Below are 17,937 nucleotides of genomic sequence, written 5' to 3'. Positions count from 1 at the left end.
GCTCTCCCTCACTCTATTCCCACAGGCTCGCGCCCGTCGGGGATGTTTGCTGTGCCACCGTTTAACCAATCGCTGTCGTTAAAAACAGGAAGCTCTCAGTCATGGAAATCTTCGTCGTACCAGCACCGACCGATACGGGTGCCGTGGCTGCGGGCATTGTCGCTGCGGTAATTCGCAGTAAGCCGACTGCGGTCCTGGGGGTTGCCACGGGAGGGTCCCCGATCCCGGTTTATGAAGCGCTGGGCCGCCATCACCTGGATCTGTCGGGCGTGCGTGCGTTCGCACTGGATGAGTACGTGGGTTTGCCTGTAGGCCATCCGCAAAGCTATGCCGCAGTCATCCACCGTGAGGTCACTCAACGTTTGGGCCTCCATCCGGAGAATGTTTTTGTGCCTGACGGCTCCGCGCCGGACCCGCATCTGGCCGCCGAACAGTTCGATGCCGCCATTGGACGTGCCGGGGGCGTCGACCTGCAGATTCTTGGGATCGGGCATAACGGTCACATCGCCTTCAATGAACCGGGATCTGCGCTCGACTCGCGCACCCGCGTAGAAGAACTTACCGAACGTACCCGTCAAGCCAACGCCCGCTACTTCGCCTCTGCGGAGGAAGTCCCGGAACGGTGCATCACGCAGGGGCTTGGCACAATTATGGAGGCCCGGCACCTTCTGATGGTGGTTTCCGGAGACGACAAAGCCGAGATTCTGGAGCGGGCGTTGCATGGCCCGGTGACCCCCGACTGCCCCGCTTCGATCATGCAGCGGCACTCCCACGTCACGGTCGTTGCCGACGAAGCCGCAGCCAAATACTTGTCGACCGGCCCCGTAGCGGTGCGGGTCGCGGCGCCTTTTGCCTGAACACCGGCGGTGACGCCCGCGGCCCCGGAATCCGCTCAGCTCGTTCTGACCGCTCAGCGTGTTGGCGGAGTGAGAACTTTGCCCGCGCGCATGACCATGACCGGGCTCAACTGCCCGTCTGTGACCAGGACGTCAGCCTTCATCCCCGCCCTCAGGCTGCCAACGCTGGTCCCCAGCCCAAGGACACCTGCCGGGACGGCAGTGGCCGATAACACGGCAGCGGCAGGGGATACACCTGCCGCGACCGTGCGGCGGACAACATCAAGCAGGGTGGCAGTTCCGCCGGCCAGAGAGTTATCAGACTTCAGGCGTGCCTCTCCGGCGGATACGCGGACCGCAGCGGGCCCCAACTCGTAGTCCCCGTCCGGGAGCCCGGTCGCGGACATTGAGTCCGTCACCAACAGAATGTTGGCGGCTCCTGCCGTGGAAAAAACCATGCGGACCGTTTCCGGGTCCAGGTGGACGCCGTCGGCGATCAGCTCGACGGCGATGACGCCCTCTGCGGCGAGGCGCAGGCACGCTGATACCGGGCCCGGAGTGCGGTGGTGAAGCGGGGGCATGCCATTGAAGAGGTGGGTCACTGTCGGGCGCCTGGCGGAGCCGGGAAAGACAGTTGCCAGATCACTAGCGGCCGCCGTGAGGGATGCCGCTGCGGTGGCCGCGTCGGCGTCTGTGTGGCCCAGAGACGGGGTTACTCCCAGGCGGGTCAGAGCCTTCACTAGGTGGGCCGCGTCCGGAAGTTCCGGCGCATAGGTCATGGTGCGCAGGTGGCCGCCGGAGCGGCGGACCAGCTCCTCTGCCAGTCCTATGTCGGGATCGAGCAGGAAACGGGGATCCTGCGCGCCGCACCGTGCGGATGCGAGGAATGGTCCTTCCGCGTGAATGCCCGCGATGAGTCCCTCTTCGGCCAGCGGGCGAAGGGTTTCTGCTGCCCGGAGAAGGTCAGGTCTGTCAGCGGTGACCAGGCTCGCGAGGAGGGTGGTGGTGCCGCTGCGGTGCAGGAATTCCACGGCTGCCTGGACGGAGCCCGTGTCGCCGCCGGGAAAGTCACCCCCGACGGCCCCGTGGCAGTGGAGGTCGATGAGTCCGGGAAGAATGATTGCGTCCGCCGGCAACGGCAGTGTCGTATATCTGGACCTCAGGCTTGGGCTTAGCCCTTCGCTGGGTCCGGCGTATTCGATGTGTCCATCAGCGACCGCAACGGTGGCCTCAGCCAGTTCTGCCCCGTCTGTGAGGAGGACACCATCCACTAAATACGCGTCGGTCACTGTGGGTGGTGATTTCACGAGAGGGCGTCCACAAACCAGCCCGTAATCGTTGCCGGGTGCGTGATGGCCGTCCCGACGACGACGGCGAAGGCGCCGGCTTCCCGTGCCTGACGGGCCTGGGCCGGTGTATGGATCCGGCCTTCCGCGATCAGCGGCACGCCGAGGTCGGCCCGGGCGATGTCGTCGAGCAGTTGCAGGTCCGGTCCCGATGTTTTGGGCCGTTCACCGGTGTAACCGGCCAGGGTCGTTCCGATGAGGTCCGCACCGGACCCGGCGGCGTGGACAGCGTCTTCGAGCGAGCCGCAGTCTGCCATCACCAACGCGTGGGAGTTGTGATGAATTTCTGCAATGGTGTCGGTCAGGCTGAGGTGGTCCGGCCGTTGACGGCGGGTGCCGTCAACGGCTACGACGTGGGCGCCGGCGTTCGCCACGGCCAGGGCGTGGCGCAGCGTCGGGGTGATGAAGACTCCGTCGTGACCGTCTTTCCATAGGCCTATGACGGGCGCTTCGACCGCAGTGCGGGTGAATTGAATGTCCGCAAGGCCTTGGACCCGCACCGCCGCGGCGCCCCCGAGGACGGCTGAGGCCGCGACTTGGGCGGTTGTCCCGGGGTCGCGCATCGGTTCCCCCGGGTAGGCCTGGCAGGAGACGATGAGGCGGCCTTCGAGGGCAGCCAGGCCGGCGGGAGTCAAAATCATTTCTGCATCATTCCGCTTCGTGGGTTGTCTTTGAGTATCAGGCTGGCCGCCCCGATGACAGCGGCTGCGTTTCCCAACTCCGCGCGCTGCACCGGGAGGGCTGTCAGAACAGGGAGTAGTTCCGCTCTAAGCGCGGTTTCCATGGGTTCCCACCACATTGGACCGGCCGATGCGAGCCCACCAGAGATCACTACTTTTTCCGGGTCCAGGATGTTGGAGAGCCCACCCACGGCCTGGCCGGCCGCGGATGCCCCGGCCCTCACCGCGACTGCTGCTGCTTCGTTCCCCGCCGACGCCAAGGCGAACACGGCCCGGGCATCAGCCGCCGGTTCGCCGCTGAGTCTTCTGAAGTGATCAAGGATGGCGGGCCCTGATGCGATGGCCTCGACGTGCCCATGCCCTCCACAGACGCAGGGGAGCGGTTCTCCGGCATAGACGGCGATGGGGGAGGCGAAGTGTCCGACGTGTCCGCCGACGAAGCGGTGTCCGGGCACCGGCGCCCCGTTGAGGACAAAGCTGCCGCCGACGCCGGTGCCGAAGGCCACGAGCAGGGAACTTGTTGTCCCTGCTGCGGCTCCGGTCCATGCCTCGCCGAGCGCGTGTGCGTGCACATCATTGGTCGCCCGCACGGCCGGTGCGGGCAACCCCAGCCGGGCCGCCAGTTCTTCCGTCAACCGGGTTCCGGTCCACCCGCGGATAGCATCGGTTGCCGACGTCACTGAACCCTGGACAGGGTCAATGACGCCGGCCGAACCGATGCCGACACCGTCAATCGTCAGGCCCAGATTGGCCGCGTAGCGGGATATTTCCACAACCGCCGCGGCGGTCGCATCGAGGATGGCAGCTGCGCCGTCACGGTTCCGGGTCGGGATTTCCTCGGAGAAAAGGACCCGGCCGGCGGCCGAGACGATACCAACCGCTGTTTTCGTGCCTCCCAGGTCAATCCCGATGGCGTGCAGCACAATCAGCCCTCCTTGTTTAGACCAGGCCGTTGCGTTCGAGGATTACCTTGATCGCCAGGGTCTCTTCCTCGTTCAGGGACAGCATGGGTGCGCTCATGGTGTTGGACTCGATGACGCCCATGACCTGCAGTGCGGTCTTGAAGGCTCCCAGCCCGGCCGCCCCTCCGGAAACGCGTCCATTGGGGGTGTAGACGATCTCGAAGAGGTCGGCCAGGCGGTCCTGCTCGGCGGCGGCTTTTGCCCAGTCTCCGGCGGCGGCTGCGTCCACGAGGGTGCGGTAGCCGCGTGGGTCTACGTTTCCGAGGCCGGGTACGACGCCCTGCGCCCCTCCCAGGAGGGCGCCGTCAACGACGACTTCGTGGCCGGTGAAGATGTCGAAGTTCTCGATGTCCTTGGCGGCCAGCAACAGCTGACGGAACCCGACGTCGTCGCCGGAGGAGTCTTTGACGCCGGCGATGACGCCGTCGCGGCCGAGCCGGACGAGCAGGTCTGTGGGGAGTTTGAAGTGCGTGCGGACCGGAACGTCGTAGGCGAAGATCGGCTTGTCGATGGCGGCGTGGACGCTGCGGAAGTGGGTTTCGGTTTCTTCGACATTGCCGATGGCGTAGTACATCGAGGTCACCACGATGGCGTCGGCGCCGAGGTCGATGACCTTTTTGGCTTCCTCGATGACACGGTGGGTGGTTTGTTCGTTGGCGCCGACGATCAGGGGTACCGCTCCGGCGTTGGCGTCAGCGATGGTCGTGACGACCAGTTCCCGTTCGGCGTTGGTCAGGTAGGGCACTTCGCCGGAGGATCCGAGAACGAACAGCCCGGAGACGCCGCCGTCCAGAAGGTGTCTGGTGACGTTTTGGAGTGACGCGGTGTCGATGCTGCCGTCGGCGTGGCGGGGAGTGACGACGGGCGGTATGACGCCGTGGAAGTGGGAGGGCACGGAAATCTCCAATGACTTGTTGAGAGGTGGGATGAAATTTAGGTGTGGAGGAGGCTGGGGGCGGCGCCCAGAAGCTTGCGGGTGTAGTCGTTGCGGGGGTTGCCGAAGACTTCTTCGGCCGATCCTTCTTCGACGATTTCCCCGAAGTACATGACGCAGATGCGATCGGAGACGTAGCGGACGGTTTGGATGTCGTGGGAGATGAACACCATGCCGAGGTTGAGCTGGGTCTTCAGGTCCGAGAGCAGGTTGAGCACCTGGGCCCGGACGGAAACGTCCAGAGCCGAAGTAGGCTCATCGGCAACAATGATGTCCGGGTCAAGGGCCAGGGCCCTTGCGATAGCAACACGCTGACGCTGCCCTCCGGAGACCTGCGAGGGCGTCACTTCCGCCGCGGACCCGGGCAGGCCGACGAGGGAGAGGAGCTCTTTGACCTTGGCGCGCCGGGTGGTTGCGTCGCCGATGCCGTGGACCTGGAGGGGATCGGTGAGGATGTCCTCGATCGTCATCCGGGGGTTCAGCGCCGTGGCCGGGTCCTGGAAGACGACGGAAACGGCCCGGCCGAACTCCTTGCGCATGGCAGCGTTGCGTTTGATGGCGGGCTTGCCGTGGAAGAGCACCTGGCCGGAGGTCGGTGTCTGGAGGCCGACGAGCACCGAGGCCAGCGTGGATTTACCGCATCCGGACTCTCCGACGATGCCGACCGTTTCTCCGCGGCTGATGCTGAAATTGACGCCGTTGACGGCTTTGACGATATTCGGTCGGAACAGTCCGCCGGTTCGGGCGCGGTGATGGACTTTGACGTCTTTGAGTTCGATGACGGGTTTTCCGGTGGAGACGCTCACTTGGCTTCCTCCTTCAGGTGGCTTGCCCAGTAGTGGTCTGAATCTCCAGTGACCGCGGTGAGGACGAGTCGCTGGTTCGGGTCGGCGTCGGGCCGCCGGGAACGTGGTGCGAATCGGTCTCCGGTCGCAAAGCTCTGCGGGGAGGGGACGGTGCCGGGGATCTGGTGGAGCCGTTCGGCGTCTGCCTCGATGGAGAGCACAGCACCGAGCAGGCCCCGGGTGTATTCGTGCTGCGGGTTTTGCAGCAGTTCGGTCGCCTGGGCGGATTCGACGACCTGGCCGGCGTACATGACGGTGATCCGGTGGGCCAGTGAGGCCACCAGGGCGAGGTCGTGGCTGACGAAGACCATCGCGAAGCCGAGTTGTTCGCGAAGTTCGTTCAGTAGGTCAACGACCTGTTTTTGCACGGTGACATCGAGTGCTGTGGTGGGTTCGTCGGCCACGACGATCTTCGGGGAGCGGGACAGGGCCATAGCGATCAGGACGCGCTGGCGTTGGCCGCCGGAGAGCTCGTGCGGGTAGCTCGCCAATGTGCGGACGGGGTCGAGTTTGACCATTTCGAGCAGTTCGGCGGGTGTTTTGCGGCCGCCGCGGCGGGTCAGCTGGGTCATCTGGTCTTTGATTTTCATCGAGGGATTCAGTGAGCTGAGCGCGTCCTGGTAGACCATGGCAATTTGTTCGCCCCGGAGTCCCTTATATGCTGCGGGGTTGCTGTGCCCGGTCCGGAGGTCAAGGAGTTCTTTGCCCTCGAAAGTGATGGATCCGCTGATCCGGGCTGCAGGTGGGAGGAGCCCCATGACCGCCAGGGAGGTGATGGACTTGCCGCAGCCGGATTCTCCGACCAGGCCCATGGTTTCGCCTTCGCGGACGGTGAAGGAGACGTTGTCGACAATTGCGGTGTCGCCGAATCGCCCCGGGAAGCGGATGGACAGGTTCTTGACCTCAAGAACGGTGCGGGCAGTGTCCGGGACCTGGGGGAGCCGGTCCGTGCGCCCGGCTTCAACGGAGGCAAGGAGGGCTAGTTCCTTCTCGAGCAGCAGCCCCAGGTCGGCGGGCTTGGCGACAACCCGCCGGGCCTCTGCCGCGCCGGCCACATCCACTTCGCTGAGGGCGACGGGGTTGATGCGGACGCCGTCGAGTTCATGCTGTTCGACGACTGAGGGTTGCGCCACCGAGGTGGCCACTTCCGCGTCCACCGCGACAGCGTTCCCGGAGGCGGTGGCCGCGGTCCCGTCATCGTCTTTCACGACCGGCGCGCGGCGCAGGCGGGGATTGACCATGGCGTCGGTGAGGCCTTCGGCGAGGATGTTCAGCGCGAGGACCGTCAGGAGGATAGTCAGGCCCGCGAATGTCGTGGCCCACCAGCCGCCCGAAAGGACCAGGTTGCGTCCGTAGGAAATGACGTTGCCCCATGAGGGGGCGGGGTCCTGGACGCCGGCGCCAAGGAAGGAAAGGGAGGCCTCGAGGATGATCGCGTCTGCGACCATGACCGTGGCGAAAACCAGCACCGGGGCGGCGGTATTGCGCACGATGTGGCGGCTGAGGATGTGGAAGCGGCCGGCACCGATGACGCGTTCGGCGCGGACGTAATCCTCCCCATACTGGGCAAGGACGTTAGCGCGCACCACCCGGGCCAGCTGGGGAGTGTAGATGATGGCGATCGCGACGATGATGGTCGGGACAGAGTTTCCAAAAGCTGCCAGCAACACGGCGGCCAAGGCGATGCCGGGGAACGCCATCAGGATGTCCATGATGCGCATGGTCAGCTCGTTGACGGCTTTGCTGGAGGTTGCAGCCACGGAGCCGAGGACGGCGCCGGCCAGGACCGCCAGCCCGACAGCGCCAAGGCCGATCATGAGCGATGATTGGGACCCGTAGAGCAGGCGGGAGAAAATGTCCCTGCCGAGGCGGTCGGTGCCGAAGAAGTGCTCGGCCCCGGGCGCAGTCGCGGGGATGAAGGTCTCCAGCGGGTCGTGCGGTGCCAGGACCGGTGCCAGCACGGAGGCCAGGGCGATCAGCACGAGGAAGGCCAGGGCGAGGCGGGAGCTCCAGGGAAGCGCTTTGAAGCGCAGGCCCGGGGCACTGAGGCGTTCAGCGAGTTTGCTTCGCATGGTCACACGGTCCTGATTCGGGGGTTGATGAGGAGGTACAGCAGATCCACGGCGATGTTCACGAGAACAAAGGTCACGGAGATGGTGAGCACGACGCCTTGGACCAGATTGATGTCCAGGTTGGTGATTCCGTTGAGGATGAGCTGGCCCATGCCCGGCAGGGCAAAGATCATCTCGATGACAACGGCACCGCCCAGCAGGTAGCCGATCCGGAGGCCCAGAACGGTCACGGGGGTGACAAGGGCGTTGCGGAGGACGTTTTTGGAAACGACTTCCCGGTAGGGGACACCGTTGCCGATGGCGGTCCGCACGTAGTCACGGTCGAGTTCTTCGACCATGGACGTGCGGACCACCCGGATCAACGATGCCGACACCGGAATTCCCAGCGCCAGTGCCGGCAGGGCCATGGAGTTGATCCACCCTCCGAATCCCGATTCCGGGGTGGCGATTCCGCCTGAGGGGAATATCGGCGCCGGACCCAGCGCAAACCACTGGATCAGCAGGATACCGAGCCAGAACGAGGGGGTTGCGACAGCGGCGATGGAGAACACCCGCACTACCTGGTCCTGCCATTTGTCCCGGTAGAGAGCGCCGATGATGCCGAAGACCAAGGAGAGGACCACGGCAATGATCACTCCAAGGAAGGTCAGTTGCAGGGTGAGCGGAAAAGCGGACCCGATCATGCTGGCCACTGATTTCGCCGGGGGAGTGGTAACGCCGAGGTCCAACTGAACGAGCCGGCCGAGGAAGTGCACGTATTGCAGTGGCAGGGGATCGTTCAGACCGTTGGCCTGGCGGTACTGTTCTTTGGCTTCTTCACTGGCCCCTTCGCCCAGGGCGCTGCTTGCCTGATCGCCCGGGGCGGCCTGAAGGACGAGGAACACCAGCAAGGTGATGCCCAGAATCATCAGGGGCAGGGCCGCTAGTCGGCGGCCCAGCAGGCGCAATATCGTGGTCAATGTATTCTCCGGTCGGGGTGCTTAAGAGGTGCGGCCGACACCGATGAAGGAAACGCCGGTCGTGGGCAGCGGCTTGAAGCCGCTGAGCTTTTTGGCATTCCAGGCGCTGGGGAGCTGGCGGTGGAACATCGGGTAGAGCGGAACCTCTTCGGAGACGAGGTCAACGATGTCGCCCGTGAGCTTCTTCGCCTCACTCTTGGAAGCTTTTCCTGCTTTGGCCATGAGGTCCACGAGCTGGGCGCGTTCGGCGGTGGCGCCCCAGAAGGCGCGGTTTTTCATCCAGGTGTCCCCGGCGTAGAACCAGCTCAGCAGAAGGTCGGCGTCGTTACCGAAGACCGAGGGGTCCCCGGGAGCTGCGACGACTTTGTAGTCGCCCTTGGCCACCCGGTCCGTATACAGGGCACCGGACTGCAGGTTCTTCAGGCTCACCTTGACGCCGGGGATCTTGTTCCAGGACTCGAGCATCAGGGGGGCTACGTCCTTGACCCAGGCTGTGTCGGTGGTGAGCAGCTCGAACTCGAGGCTGGAAACGCCGGCCTGCTTGAGGAGGTCCTCGGCCTTTTTGGGGTCGTAGTTGTATACGTTCTTGGCTTTGACGTAGTCCGGGTGGCCCTCCTGGAAGTAGGAGCTCGCCGGCTTTGCGTTGCCGAAGAGCGCCTTCTTGATGATGGAGTCCTTATCCAGGCCGTAGTGCAGTGCCTGACGGACCAGCTTGTTATCAAAGGGCGCGGCGGAGCAGTTGAACATCAGGAACATCAGACCGAAGGACTGAACGGATTCGACGGTGGCCGCCGATTTCAGGCCGTCCATGTCGAGGTAGGGGACGTCCTCGATGGCCTGGACGCGGCCGGACTGCATGGCGGTCACGCGCGCGGCTGCGTCCGAGAGCAGCAGCCAGGTCATGCCCTTGGCCAGAGCCGGCATGGAGCCGGTGTAGGCCGGGTTGGCTTCGAAGACGATCTTGTCGTCCTTGACGGCGGAGACCAGCTTGTAAGGGCCTGTGCCGACGGGCTTGGCGTCGAAGGACTTCAGCTGGTCCGAACCCACCGGGAAGTTCGTCAGCGCCTTCGGCACGACCTTGACGACGGAGATTCGCGGGCCGAAGCCGGGGAACGGGTACTTCAGGATGAATTCCACAGTCTTTGCGTCGACTGCCTTGACGTCCTGGATGAAGGGGATGAACTGGGAGAAGAGCGACTTGTTGGCCGGGTCCATGACACGGGTGAAGGAGAAGACGACGTCATCGGTGGTGACCGGAGCGCCGTTGTGGAACACGGCGCCGTCACGGAGAGTCACCTGGTAGGTGGTGTCATTGACCATTTTCGGGTCAGCTGCCGCCAGCGCGTTGTAGGGCTCGCGAGTTGCCGGGTGCAGCTCCACCAGGCCTTCGAAGACGTGGAGGTTGGCGGCCATGGGCGTGGCGCCGGAAGAGGAGATGGGGTCGAAGCCGGTGGACAGAGCATAGGAGATCCCGGCCTCGATGGTGAGGTCCTTGTTGATCGGGGACGTGTTTTCCGTCGCTCCGGTGCTCGTGGCGGCCGGGCCGCCGCAGGCGGCGATGGAGGACGCAAAGGCTGCAGCGAGGCCCATGGCGCCGCCGAGCTTGAGGAAGTTCCGGCGGCTGGCATCGTTGACCAGGGGCAGGTTCTTGGAAGACAGGTTCATGAAGGCCTCACCATTCAGATGATTTATGGGACGTAGGATGTCCGAGCTTGTGCAAAAACTGTAAGGGCCATCACAGGGAAGCGTCAAGTGGCCCGGTCTTCGCATGGTCGATGACGCCTTATCTGCTTGCTAAGGTGGGCCGCACCCCTCGGAGTCCGGCTGCGGCGCTGACCGCGGGGATGTATCTCCGAATGATCCCGGCCGCGGCTCGAAAAAGTGTGGAGTTTCCAAAAATGTCCTTGATCCTTGGCGCCTACGCCGCCCAGCCCGCCGTCGAAACGGCCTCGTTCTATGCCGGCCTGGGGGCTATCGACTCCATTCGCGGACTGGAACTGCCCTTCGGCCCCCTAGGCGGTGGCCCCTGGCCGGAAGGCGCCCCGGGGGGCTTTTCCGCGGTTGTAACCGCAATTCCCGGGACGATGCAGCGGCTTCAGTGCTCGCCTTCTTTTGGGCTCGCCTCCGCCGACGCGGAGGGGCGCAACGAGGCCCTCGCGTACGTTTCGGAGCTGCGCTCCTACGTGTCCCGGTTGGAGGGGGAGGGCCACAGTGTGGAAGCCGTGGAACTGCATTCCGCGCCCGCCTACAGCTCCTCGGCCTCCGCTTTCGAGCGCTCTCTGCGCGAGATCCTGGAGTGGGACTGGGGCTCGACGCAGGTCTGCATTGAGCACTGCGATGCGCCCCGCGCCGGCCATGCCTCTGAGAAGGGGTTTCTGCCCTTAGAGGAGGAGATGGAAGTCCTCAGCACCCTCGGCGCGTCCGGTGCCCGGGTCGGGTTGGTCATCAACTGGGGCCGCTCGGTGATCGAGAGCGGTGACCCCGGTTCTGTGGTGGCGCAACTGGCCGAGGCCCGGGAGGCCGGGGTCCTCTACGGAGTGATGTTTTCTGGCTGCTCGCCGGTGGAAACGGAGTTTGGTTACCCCTGGATCGATGCCCACCTTCCCGCGGTAGAGGTCACCGGAGCCCCGCTGAGCTCCCTGCTGAACCGCCACGAGATTCAGAAGTGCTTGACCGCCGCCGGCCCGGTTCCCCTGGTCGGTTTCAAAATCGGCCTTGGGGATCCCAGGCTGGGCGTTCCGGAGAGGCTCCAGCGTCTCGCGCAGATGAGCGCCTTGACCGCGGGTTAAGCCCTCGGTCGGGAGGCCCCCATCGACCGGAGAACTACCCTGGGCCAGGGGAGGGCGCGACCCGGACTTGGCCGGTGTCGCGTGTGAAGGTGAACAGCCGTGAGGTCTGGATGGTTTCGCCATCCAGAGCTGCCGTCACTCCAAAGCGCAGTTCAAAGGACTCTCCGTTGAGGTCAGCCTCGCTCACCGTGTACACGAGGTCCCTGTAGAGCTTCTCCTGGCCCGGCATCAGGTCAGCAGGCGTCATCGGGGGACCTGTAGGCGCCTGTAGGCGGACGTCGGTCAGGGGTCCGGGTCCGTCATTTCTTGCACGCCCCGTGAATGCGAGGATGTCCCCGGCCTTGTATGCGGGCGTCACCGGGCCATAGTTAATGTCCTGGGCCTCACGTGTCCCCAACACTTGGCCTTGTCCGGGAGCGTATCCCTGCCCTATCTCTTTCCAAGCGGACGGGTCCCACCGGCCCGGCTCCGTCGCCACGACGTGGGACTCGCCGGCATCCTTCCACTCTGCGGGAAGGCCCGGGGTGATGGAGCGGAGCTCGAGATCGAAGTGAAGTCCGCAGCCCTCGCTGCTCTGCCCGCCATCGTTGCTCCTGGTTCCAAGAGCGGTAGCGGGGAGCTGCCGTTCAAGGTGACTGGTATCGACGGACGTAAAGACTATCTCCCTGTAGCCCTGGCGCTCGTAGAGGACTCCAATGTTCCCATCAGGCAGCCGGGCAGCCGTTGAGTACCCTGAACTGCCGGGGCAAATAATTACCCGCGCCGGCCAGGTCTTCCCATCATCCGGGGAGAGGCTGAGCGCGGTATTCCGGCGGATGCCGGTGTCGAGGTTATTGGTGGCGATCAGCCATCGGCCGGTTCTCTCCTCGGTCAGGTGGGACACCCCCGGGGACCCGTCAAAGCGCGCCAGTGATCCGTTGTCGCCAGGGTCGGGAAGTTCTTCTATGGAGGTCAGCGGGCTCCATGTCTCGCCGCCGTCCTCGGAAAGGGACGCCAGGCGTCGCGGTGTTGCCCGGCTGTGCAGGAGCAGACGCCCATCGTCGAGCGCCGCCACCTTATTTTCGTTCGGCGCCGCCCCATGAGTCCTTGCGGAGATGAGTTGACCAAGGCGCCAGCTCATTCCGTGGTCATCGCTAAAGGCTGATGCGGCCATGATCTCGCCGGAGCAGAGGAGGACGTACTGCTGGACCAGGCGCCCTCTGAAAGGGCCTGCATGAATTTGGATGCCTTGGCCGGCGGACGCAAAGATGCCGCTAACTCCATGCTCGTTTCCAACTGACCTCTTTAGTTCGGACGTGATGCGCCTGTGCTCCCACGTGAGACCGTCATCGTCGGAAATACTCAGGTCGCAGTGCTGAACATCGTGGTCGTCGTGCCCCGTCCCTGTTGTGGCTTCAAAGAAACCGGCGCGGGTCCCGGCGGCGTGAAATAGGAGGATCCGCCCGGTTTCGAGGTCCACAAGAAGGCTAGGGTCACCGAACCCTTCCAAACCGGCCCCAGTTCGCACAACCGTTTGCGCCTCCCACGTACGACCATTGTCGACGCTTCTGCGCAGCAGCAGGTCTATCGGGCTGGGCAGATCATCCAGGTTGGGGCGCCCATCATAGGCAGCCAGAACGGTTCCTTTAGCGCTGACAGCCAGAGCCGGAATCCGGTACTGGCGATAGCCGGCATAGCCTCTGGTGGCCAAGACGGTTTCGCTCTGGTCCTGCAGATGGGGTATAAGGTGGGACGTCATATCTCATTGTGGAATGCAGTTTGCTGTTGAGCAACTCGCACCTGGTGACCCGGAGGCCGTTCCAGCACCCCGGCCGGTCGAACCGTTCTACTTTGCCCGTTCCGTCCCGCTGTGCGGTCGAGGCTTGAGGCGGCGACGGCTTTCGACGGCCGAACTAAGACCTTGACGACTGCCGAAGAATGGCCTCGACTGTATGGAGCGGGCAACCGCCCTGGCCAGCTCTGTGAACCTTAATTGACGTTTTCCGAATTACCGATAATGGACCTTATGTAAGTTCGATCCAATCAGGCCCTGTCTTTAGTTTCGTCTCCTCAAGGCAGGCTAAAGAAGGATGTGGGATTAGAAGTCGATAAGTCTTGTCTATAGGCCCCCAAAGTTCGATAGTTAGGTACCGCGTGGAACAATCCGCGCGTCACAATGGGGAAATATGAAAAAGAGATCCTTTTATGCGGCTCTGATCAGCCTGGTCTTGACGTGCCTAGGTTTGGCCGCGGCCGCTCCCGCACAGGCGGTTGTCGTCGGACTGTGTACCATTACTGCCCAGAACCCTCATGGGTCTACCCATGTTGCAGGTACAATCAACACGGTGGGGACAGTTTCCTGCTCCATGACGATGACCGAAATTTATATACAGACGACGCTCGAAAAGAGCAATGGACAGTACTGGTCCGGCAACGTCAGAGACTACTTCAATAGCAGCTACGAGATGAGTAATGCGGCTACTTCCTGCAGCCAGGGGCCAGACTCATTTCGTACGCGGGTTTCCTACGTCATCCAGGCCCCGCCTGGCGTTAATCCACGCTACACAGCGAACACAATTTACTCTCCATGGATCGGTGTCGCATGCGGAGTAACTCTCGCCGCTAACCCACCCAGCGAAACCATCGAGCGCGTCCAGATACCGGTCAAATAGTGCTGTCGGGAGAAGCCGCAGGAGGTATCGCCTGCGGCTTCTCCTCGTAAAAGTAAACGGTCTCGGTGGTAGAATCCTCGTCACCCGGAGCGCCGAATACTCGCGTCATTCTAGGCACGACGTCGACCCCCCCGCTGCGATTAATCTTCTGCTCGGACCATTTCAGGAAGACTTCAACCGGCCGACCCGCCGCTTCGCGCTGCGCCCATCCAACGGCTTCCAAAACATCCTCAGCGTCGCGGGCATCCCATTCGTCCACCAACCACGAGAATTTAGCCATCGAAGGCGCGGTCCACACGCGAATACGATATTCGGCGGGACGCTCCTCTTCGCCGATTGACTCATTTGATCCAGCCGGCGTGATGTCCATAGGAAGACTCTAGTCTGGATCGCAAACGATCAAAAGGGATCACTTCTCGCAACTTATGTCTGCTTGAGCTGGGGAATCGTAATCAAGAGGCCCTAACCGGCGCGTGCCGATAATGAAGATTATGTCAGGTCGCTTATGCTTCCTGATGGGCCACGACCGTCTACGGCACGAACCGGTAGCCGATCCCCGCCTCCGTGAGCAGGTGCCTGGGGGCGGCGGGGTCCGCCTCGAGCTTGCGGCGCAGCTGCGCCATGTAGACCCGCAGGTAGTTGGTTTCCTTGGCGTACGCCGGGCCCCAGACCTCGGAGAGCAGCTGCTGCTGCGGGATCAGTTTCTCCGGGTTCCGGACCAGCACCTCCAGCATCTTCCACTCGGTGGGGGTCAGGCGGATGTCTTCCCCGCCGCGGGTGACCCGGTGCTTGCCGAGGTCCACGGTGAACGCCTCGGTGGCGACGACCGGCTGGACGTCGACGTCGGCGGTGCGGCGCAGCAGGGCGCGGAGCCGGGCCAGCAGTTCGTCCAGTCCGAACGGCTTGGTGATGTAGTCGTCCGCGCCGGCGTCGAGCGCCGCCACCTTGTCCTCGGAGCCGTGGCGGGCCGAGAGCACCAGCACCGGCGCCTGGCTCCAGGTGCGGAGCTCGCGGAGGACCTCGGTGCCGTCCAGGTCCGGCAGGCCCAGGTCCAGGATCACCAGCGCCAGCGGGTGCTGGGTGGCGGCCAGCAGGGCGGAGTGGCCGTCCGCGGCGGTGGTGACGTCGTAGCCGTGGGCCTGCAGGGTGATGCGCAGGGCCCGGAGTAGGTGCGGGTCGTCATCGACGACGAGGACGGCGGTCATCCGGCCTCCGTCCGGTTCGCGGCGGCGGGCAGGCGGTGTGCCCGGTGGTCCAGGGTGGACTGCGGTTCCAGCGGGGCCTGCCGGTGGCCGGGCTCGAAGGGTGCGCCGGTGGAGAGCGGCAGCCGGATCACCATGGTCAGGCCGCCGCCGGGGGTCGGTTCGGCGGTGAGGCTGCCGCCCATCGCGTCGGTGAAGCCCTTTGCCACGGCCAGGCCCAGGCCGATCCCGGTGGCCTGCGGGGCGTCGTCGAGCCGTTGAAAGGGCCGGAACATCTCCAGTACGCGTTCGGCCGGGATGCCGTGGCCGTGGTCGATGATCCGCAGCTCCCCGGCGGGCCGGCCGCCCAGGGCCACCGGGCTCAGGCCGCCCCCGGCGCCGACCAGGACAATGTCCGCCTCGGGCGCGTATTTCACGGCGTTCTCGACGACGTTGGCCACCACGCGCTCCAGCATGCCGGGGTCGGCGTCGACCTCGGGCATGTTCGGCGGCAGTTCCACCCGGACCCGGCCCGCGGGCACGGCGCGCAGCGCCCCGGGGATCACATCGAACCAGCGGACCGGTCGGAGCAGGGGGTGGGCGGCGTCGGCGCTGATCCGGGACATGTCCAGCAGGTTCCCCACCAGGGCGTCCAGGCGGTCCGAGCATTCCTCGATGGTGGCCAGCAGTTCTTCCCTTTCCTCGGGGCTGTAGCGGTCCGCGTCGTGGCGCAGCCCGCCGACGGCCAGCTTGATGCCGGCCAGGGGCGTGCGCAGGTCGTGCGAGACGGCGCGCAGGATGGAGGTGCGGATGGTGTTGCTCTCGGCCAGGCGGAGCATCTGCCGCCGGCTGGCCACGAGCTGCTGGCGTTCCAGCTGCGCCTCGAGGTGGACGCCGAACGCGGCCAGCAGCCTCCGGTCGCTCGCCGGGAGGACCCGGCCGTAGAGCACCAGGCGGGCACCGGAGCCCACCTCCTCGACGTTGTCCCCGGCCGCGCCGCCGTCGGCGGTTTCGGCGCTGCCCGGCGACCCGGCCGTGGCGATCAGCTCCCACTCCCCGGAGTTGCCGCCGCCCTCCGCGGGCCGGACGTAGAGCGCCGCGGCGCGGACCTGGAAGACGCTGAGCGCCTGCTCCAGCAGCGCGGCGAGCGTGTCCTCCGAACCGGCGGCGTTGCGGGCCAGGTCGCCCAGGGTGGTGGCTTCGGCGCGGGCCCGGGCGGCCTCCTTGGAGCGGCGGGCGGAGACGTCGACGACGACGGCGACGGCGGCGGAGACCCCGACGAACACCAGCAGCGCAAGCAGGTTCTGGGAGTCACTGATGGTCAGGGTGCCCACCGGCGGGGTGGAGAAGTAGTTAACGAGCAGGCTGCTGAGCACGGCGGCGAGGATGGCCGGCCACAGGCCGCCCACCAGGGCGACCGCCACGGAGCCGCTGAGCTGGACCAGCATGACGGTGGCGACGTTCCGCTCCGGATCGAGCACCAGCAGCGCCTGGACCGCCGGCGGCAGCAGCAGCGCCAGGGCGAAGCCCACCAGCACCCGGATCCGGCCCAGGTCCCGGGGCCGGACCGGGCGGGCGCCGCGGCCCACCAGCGGGTGGGAGACCATGTGCACGTCGATGTCACCGGAGTCGCGGACCACCCGGGTGCCCACGCCGCCGCCCAGCAGCCAGCCGGCCAGGGAATCGATCTTCCGGCGGCGGGAGATCCCGACCACGATCTGGGTGGCGTTGACGCTGCGGGCGAAATCCAGCAGCGCCGCGGCCGGGTCCTCCCCGGCGACCGTGTGGTAGCTGCCGCCGAGGTCCTGGATCAGGTGCCGCTGCGCCTCGAGGGCCTGCGGGGATTCGCTGGCGACGCCGTCGGCCACTCGGACGTGCACGGCCAGCAGGTCCCCGCCGTTGACCCGGTTGAGGATGCGGGCGCCGCGGCGGATCAGCACCTCACCCTCGGGGCCGCCGGTCAGTCCGACAACGATCCGTTCCCGGGCCGGCCAGCTCTCCTCGATGCCCTGTTCGGCCCGGTATTTGGCCAGGCCCTCGTCCACCCGGTCCGCGAGCCAGAGCAGCGCCAGTTCCCGCAGGGCGGTCAGGTTGCCCACCCGGAAGTAGTTCGAGAGGGCAGCGTCGATCTTCTCCGGGGCGTAGATCTTGCCGTCGCCCAGCCGCTGCCGCAGTAGCTCCGGGGAGATGTCCACCAGGTGGATCTGGTCCGCGCGGCGGACGACGTCGTCGGGGACCGTCTCGGCCTGGCGCACGTCGGTGATGGCGCTGACGACGTCCCCGAGCGAGGCCAGGTGCTGGATGTTGACGGTGGAGAGGACGTCGATGCCGGCCTCCAGCAGCGCATCGACGTCCTGCCAGCGCTTCGGGTTGCGGCTGCCGGGGATGTTGGAGTGGGCGTACTCGTCCACGATCGCGGTTTCCGGGGCACGCGCCAGGACGGCGTCCAGGTTCATTTCCTCGAATTCGGTGCCCCGGTAGGGCAGGCGGCGCGGCGGGACGATTTCCAGGCCGTCCAGGAGGGCGCGGGTCTCGCTGCGGCCGTGGTCCATGGCGAAGGCTACGACGACGTCGGTGCCGCGCTGCGCCAGCCGGTGGGCCTCTTCGAGCATCTCGTAGGTTTTCCCGACGCCGGGTGCGGCCCCCAGGAAGATCCGCAGCGTTCCTCGTGCCATGCCGTCA

At 65.3% G+C, this 17,937-nt stretch carries 14 protein-coding genes; 2 read left to right on the top strand and 12 right to left on the bottom strand.

Translation table 11 applies throughout. The features are described 5' to 3' along the window. Positions 1 to 101 precede the first annotated feature (101 nt). A complete protein-coding gene (locus ABC337_RS06425; protein ID WP_412884681.1) occupies positions 102 to 857 on the top strand; it encodes a glucosamine-6-phosphate deaminase in 756 nt (251 codons plus the stop codon). Between the two features lie 53 nt (positions 858 to 910). Here the strand turns inward: ABC337_RS06425 and ABC337_RS06420 are convergent, their stop codons facing one another. From ABC337_RS06420 to ABC337_RS06385, 8 genes are read right to left on the bottom strand one after another with little or no spacing between them, the layout of a single operon-like run. Next, positions 911 to 2,143, bottom strand: coding sequence for an N-acetylglucosamine-6-phosphate deacetylase (locus ABC337_RS06420; RefSeq protein WP_412884682.1), 1,233 nt, complete (start codon positions 2,141 to 2,143; stop codon positions 911 to 913). Next, positions 2,140 to 2,823 (bottom strand): N-acetylmannosamine-6-phosphate 2-epimerase, encoded by a 684-nt coding sequence (locus ABC337_RS06415; protein ID WP_412884683.1) that lies wholly within the window; start codon positions 2,821 to 2,823, stop codon positions 2,140 to 2,142. Before ABC337_RS06415 ends, ABC337_RS06420 begins: the two co-directional genes overlap by 4 nt. Next, on the bottom strand, positions 2,820 to 3,785 hold the full coding sequence (locus ABC337_RS06410) for an ROK family protein (protein WP_412884684.1): 966 nt from the start codon (positions 3,783 to 3,785) through the stop codon (positions 2,820 to 2,822). The genes ABC337_RS06415 and ABC337_RS06410 overlap by 4 nt, the downstream gene beginning before the upstream one ends. 16 nt (positions 3,786 to 3,801) lie before the next feature. Then, the gene (locus ABC337_RS06405; RefSeq protein ID WP_412884685.1) at positions 3,802 to 4,719 is read right to left on the bottom strand and encodes a dihydrodipicolinate synthase family protein; all 918 of its coding nucleotides are present in this window, start codon (positions 4,717 to 4,719) and stop codon (positions 3,802 to 3,804) included. A gap of 38 nt (positions 4,720 to 4,757) precedes the next feature. After that, positions 4,758 to 5,564, bottom strand: a complete 807-nt coding sequence (locus ABC337_RS06400) for an ATP-binding cassette domain-containing protein (RefSeq protein ID WP_412884686.1) — start codon at positions 5,562 to 5,564, stop codon at positions 4,758 to 4,760. Beyond that, a complete protein-coding gene (locus tag ABC337_RS06395) occupies positions 5,561 to 7,675 on the bottom strand; it encodes a dipeptide/oligopeptide/nickel ABC transporter permease/ATP-binding protein (protein WP_412884687.1) in 2,115 nt (704 codons plus the stop codon). The genes ABC337_RS06400 and ABC337_RS06395 overlap by 4 nt, the downstream gene beginning before the upstream one ends. A 2-nt stretch (positions 7,676 to 7,677) precedes the next feature. Then, on the bottom strand, positions 7,678 to 8,634 hold the full coding sequence (locus ABC337_RS06390) for an ABC transporter permease (RefSeq protein ID WP_412884688.1): 957 nt from the start codon (positions 8,632 to 8,634) through the stop codon (positions 7,678 to 7,680). Between the two features lie 21 nt (positions 8,635 to 8,655). Then, positions 8,656 to 10,299, bottom strand: a complete 1,644-nt coding sequence (locus ABC337_RS06385; RefSeq protein WP_412884689.1) for an ABC transporter substrate-binding protein — start codon at positions 10,297 to 10,299, stop codon at positions 8,656 to 8,658. A gap of 233 nt (positions 10,300 to 10,532) precedes the next feature. Between ABC337_RS06385 and ABC337_RS06380 the strand changes: the two genes are divergently transcribed. Beyond that, positions 10,533 to 11,423: a DUF4862 family protein gene (locus ABC337_RS06380; RefSeq protein ID WP_412884690.1), complete on the top strand. Its 891-nt coding sequence runs from the start codon at positions 10,533 to 10,535 to the stop codon at positions 11,421 to 11,423. 34 nt (positions 11,424 to 11,457) lie between these two features. On the opposite strand, the gene ABC337_RS06375 is transcribed toward ABC337_RS06380, so the two are convergent. The 4 genes from ABC337_RS06375 to ABC337_RS06360 all read right to left on the bottom strand — a co-directional run bounded on the left by ABC337_RS06375 (position 11,458) and on the right by ABC337_RS06360 (position 17,930). Next, positions 11,458 to 13,161 carry a sialidase family protein gene (locus tag ABC337_RS06375; RefSeq protein WP_412884691.1) on the bottom strand — a complete coding sequence of 568 codons (1,704 nt, stop codon included), beginning with the start codon at positions 13,159 to 13,161 and terminating at the stop codon, positions 11,458 to 11,460. A 905-nt stretch (positions 13,162 to 14,066) separates the two neighbouring features. Continuing rightward, positions 14,067 to 14,444, bottom strand: a complete 378-nt coding sequence (locus ABC337_RS06370) for a hypothetical protein (RefSeq protein WP_364138935.1) — start codon at positions 14,442 to 14,444, stop codon at positions 14,067 to 14,069. A 160-nt stretch (positions 14,445 to 14,604) separates the two neighbouring features. Further along, on the bottom strand, positions 14,605 to 15,279 hold the full coding sequence (locus ABC337_RS06365) for a response regulator (RefSeq protein WP_400160129.1): 675 nt from the start codon (positions 15,277 to 15,279) through the stop codon (positions 14,605 to 14,607). Then, positions 15,276 to 17,930 (bottom strand): DUF4118 domain-containing protein, encoded by a 2,655-nt coding sequence (locus ABC337_RS06360; RefSeq protein WP_412884692.1) that lies wholly within the window; start codon positions 17,928 to 17,930, stop codon positions 15,276 to 15,278. Before ABC337_RS06360 ends, ABC337_RS06365 begins: the two co-directional genes overlap by 4 nt. Positions 17,931 to 17,937 lie beyond the last annotated feature (7 nt).

Origin of the sequence: Arthrobacter phoenicis, assembly GCF_047238215.1 — a bacterium.
In the GTDB taxonomy this organism is placed as follows: domain Bacteria; phylum Actinomycetota; class Actinomycetes; order Actinomycetales; family Micrococcaceae; genus Arthrobacter.
The sequence above is the reverse complement of the archived record's forward strand: the minus strand, read 5'-3'. Positions and strand labels throughout refer to the sequence as shown.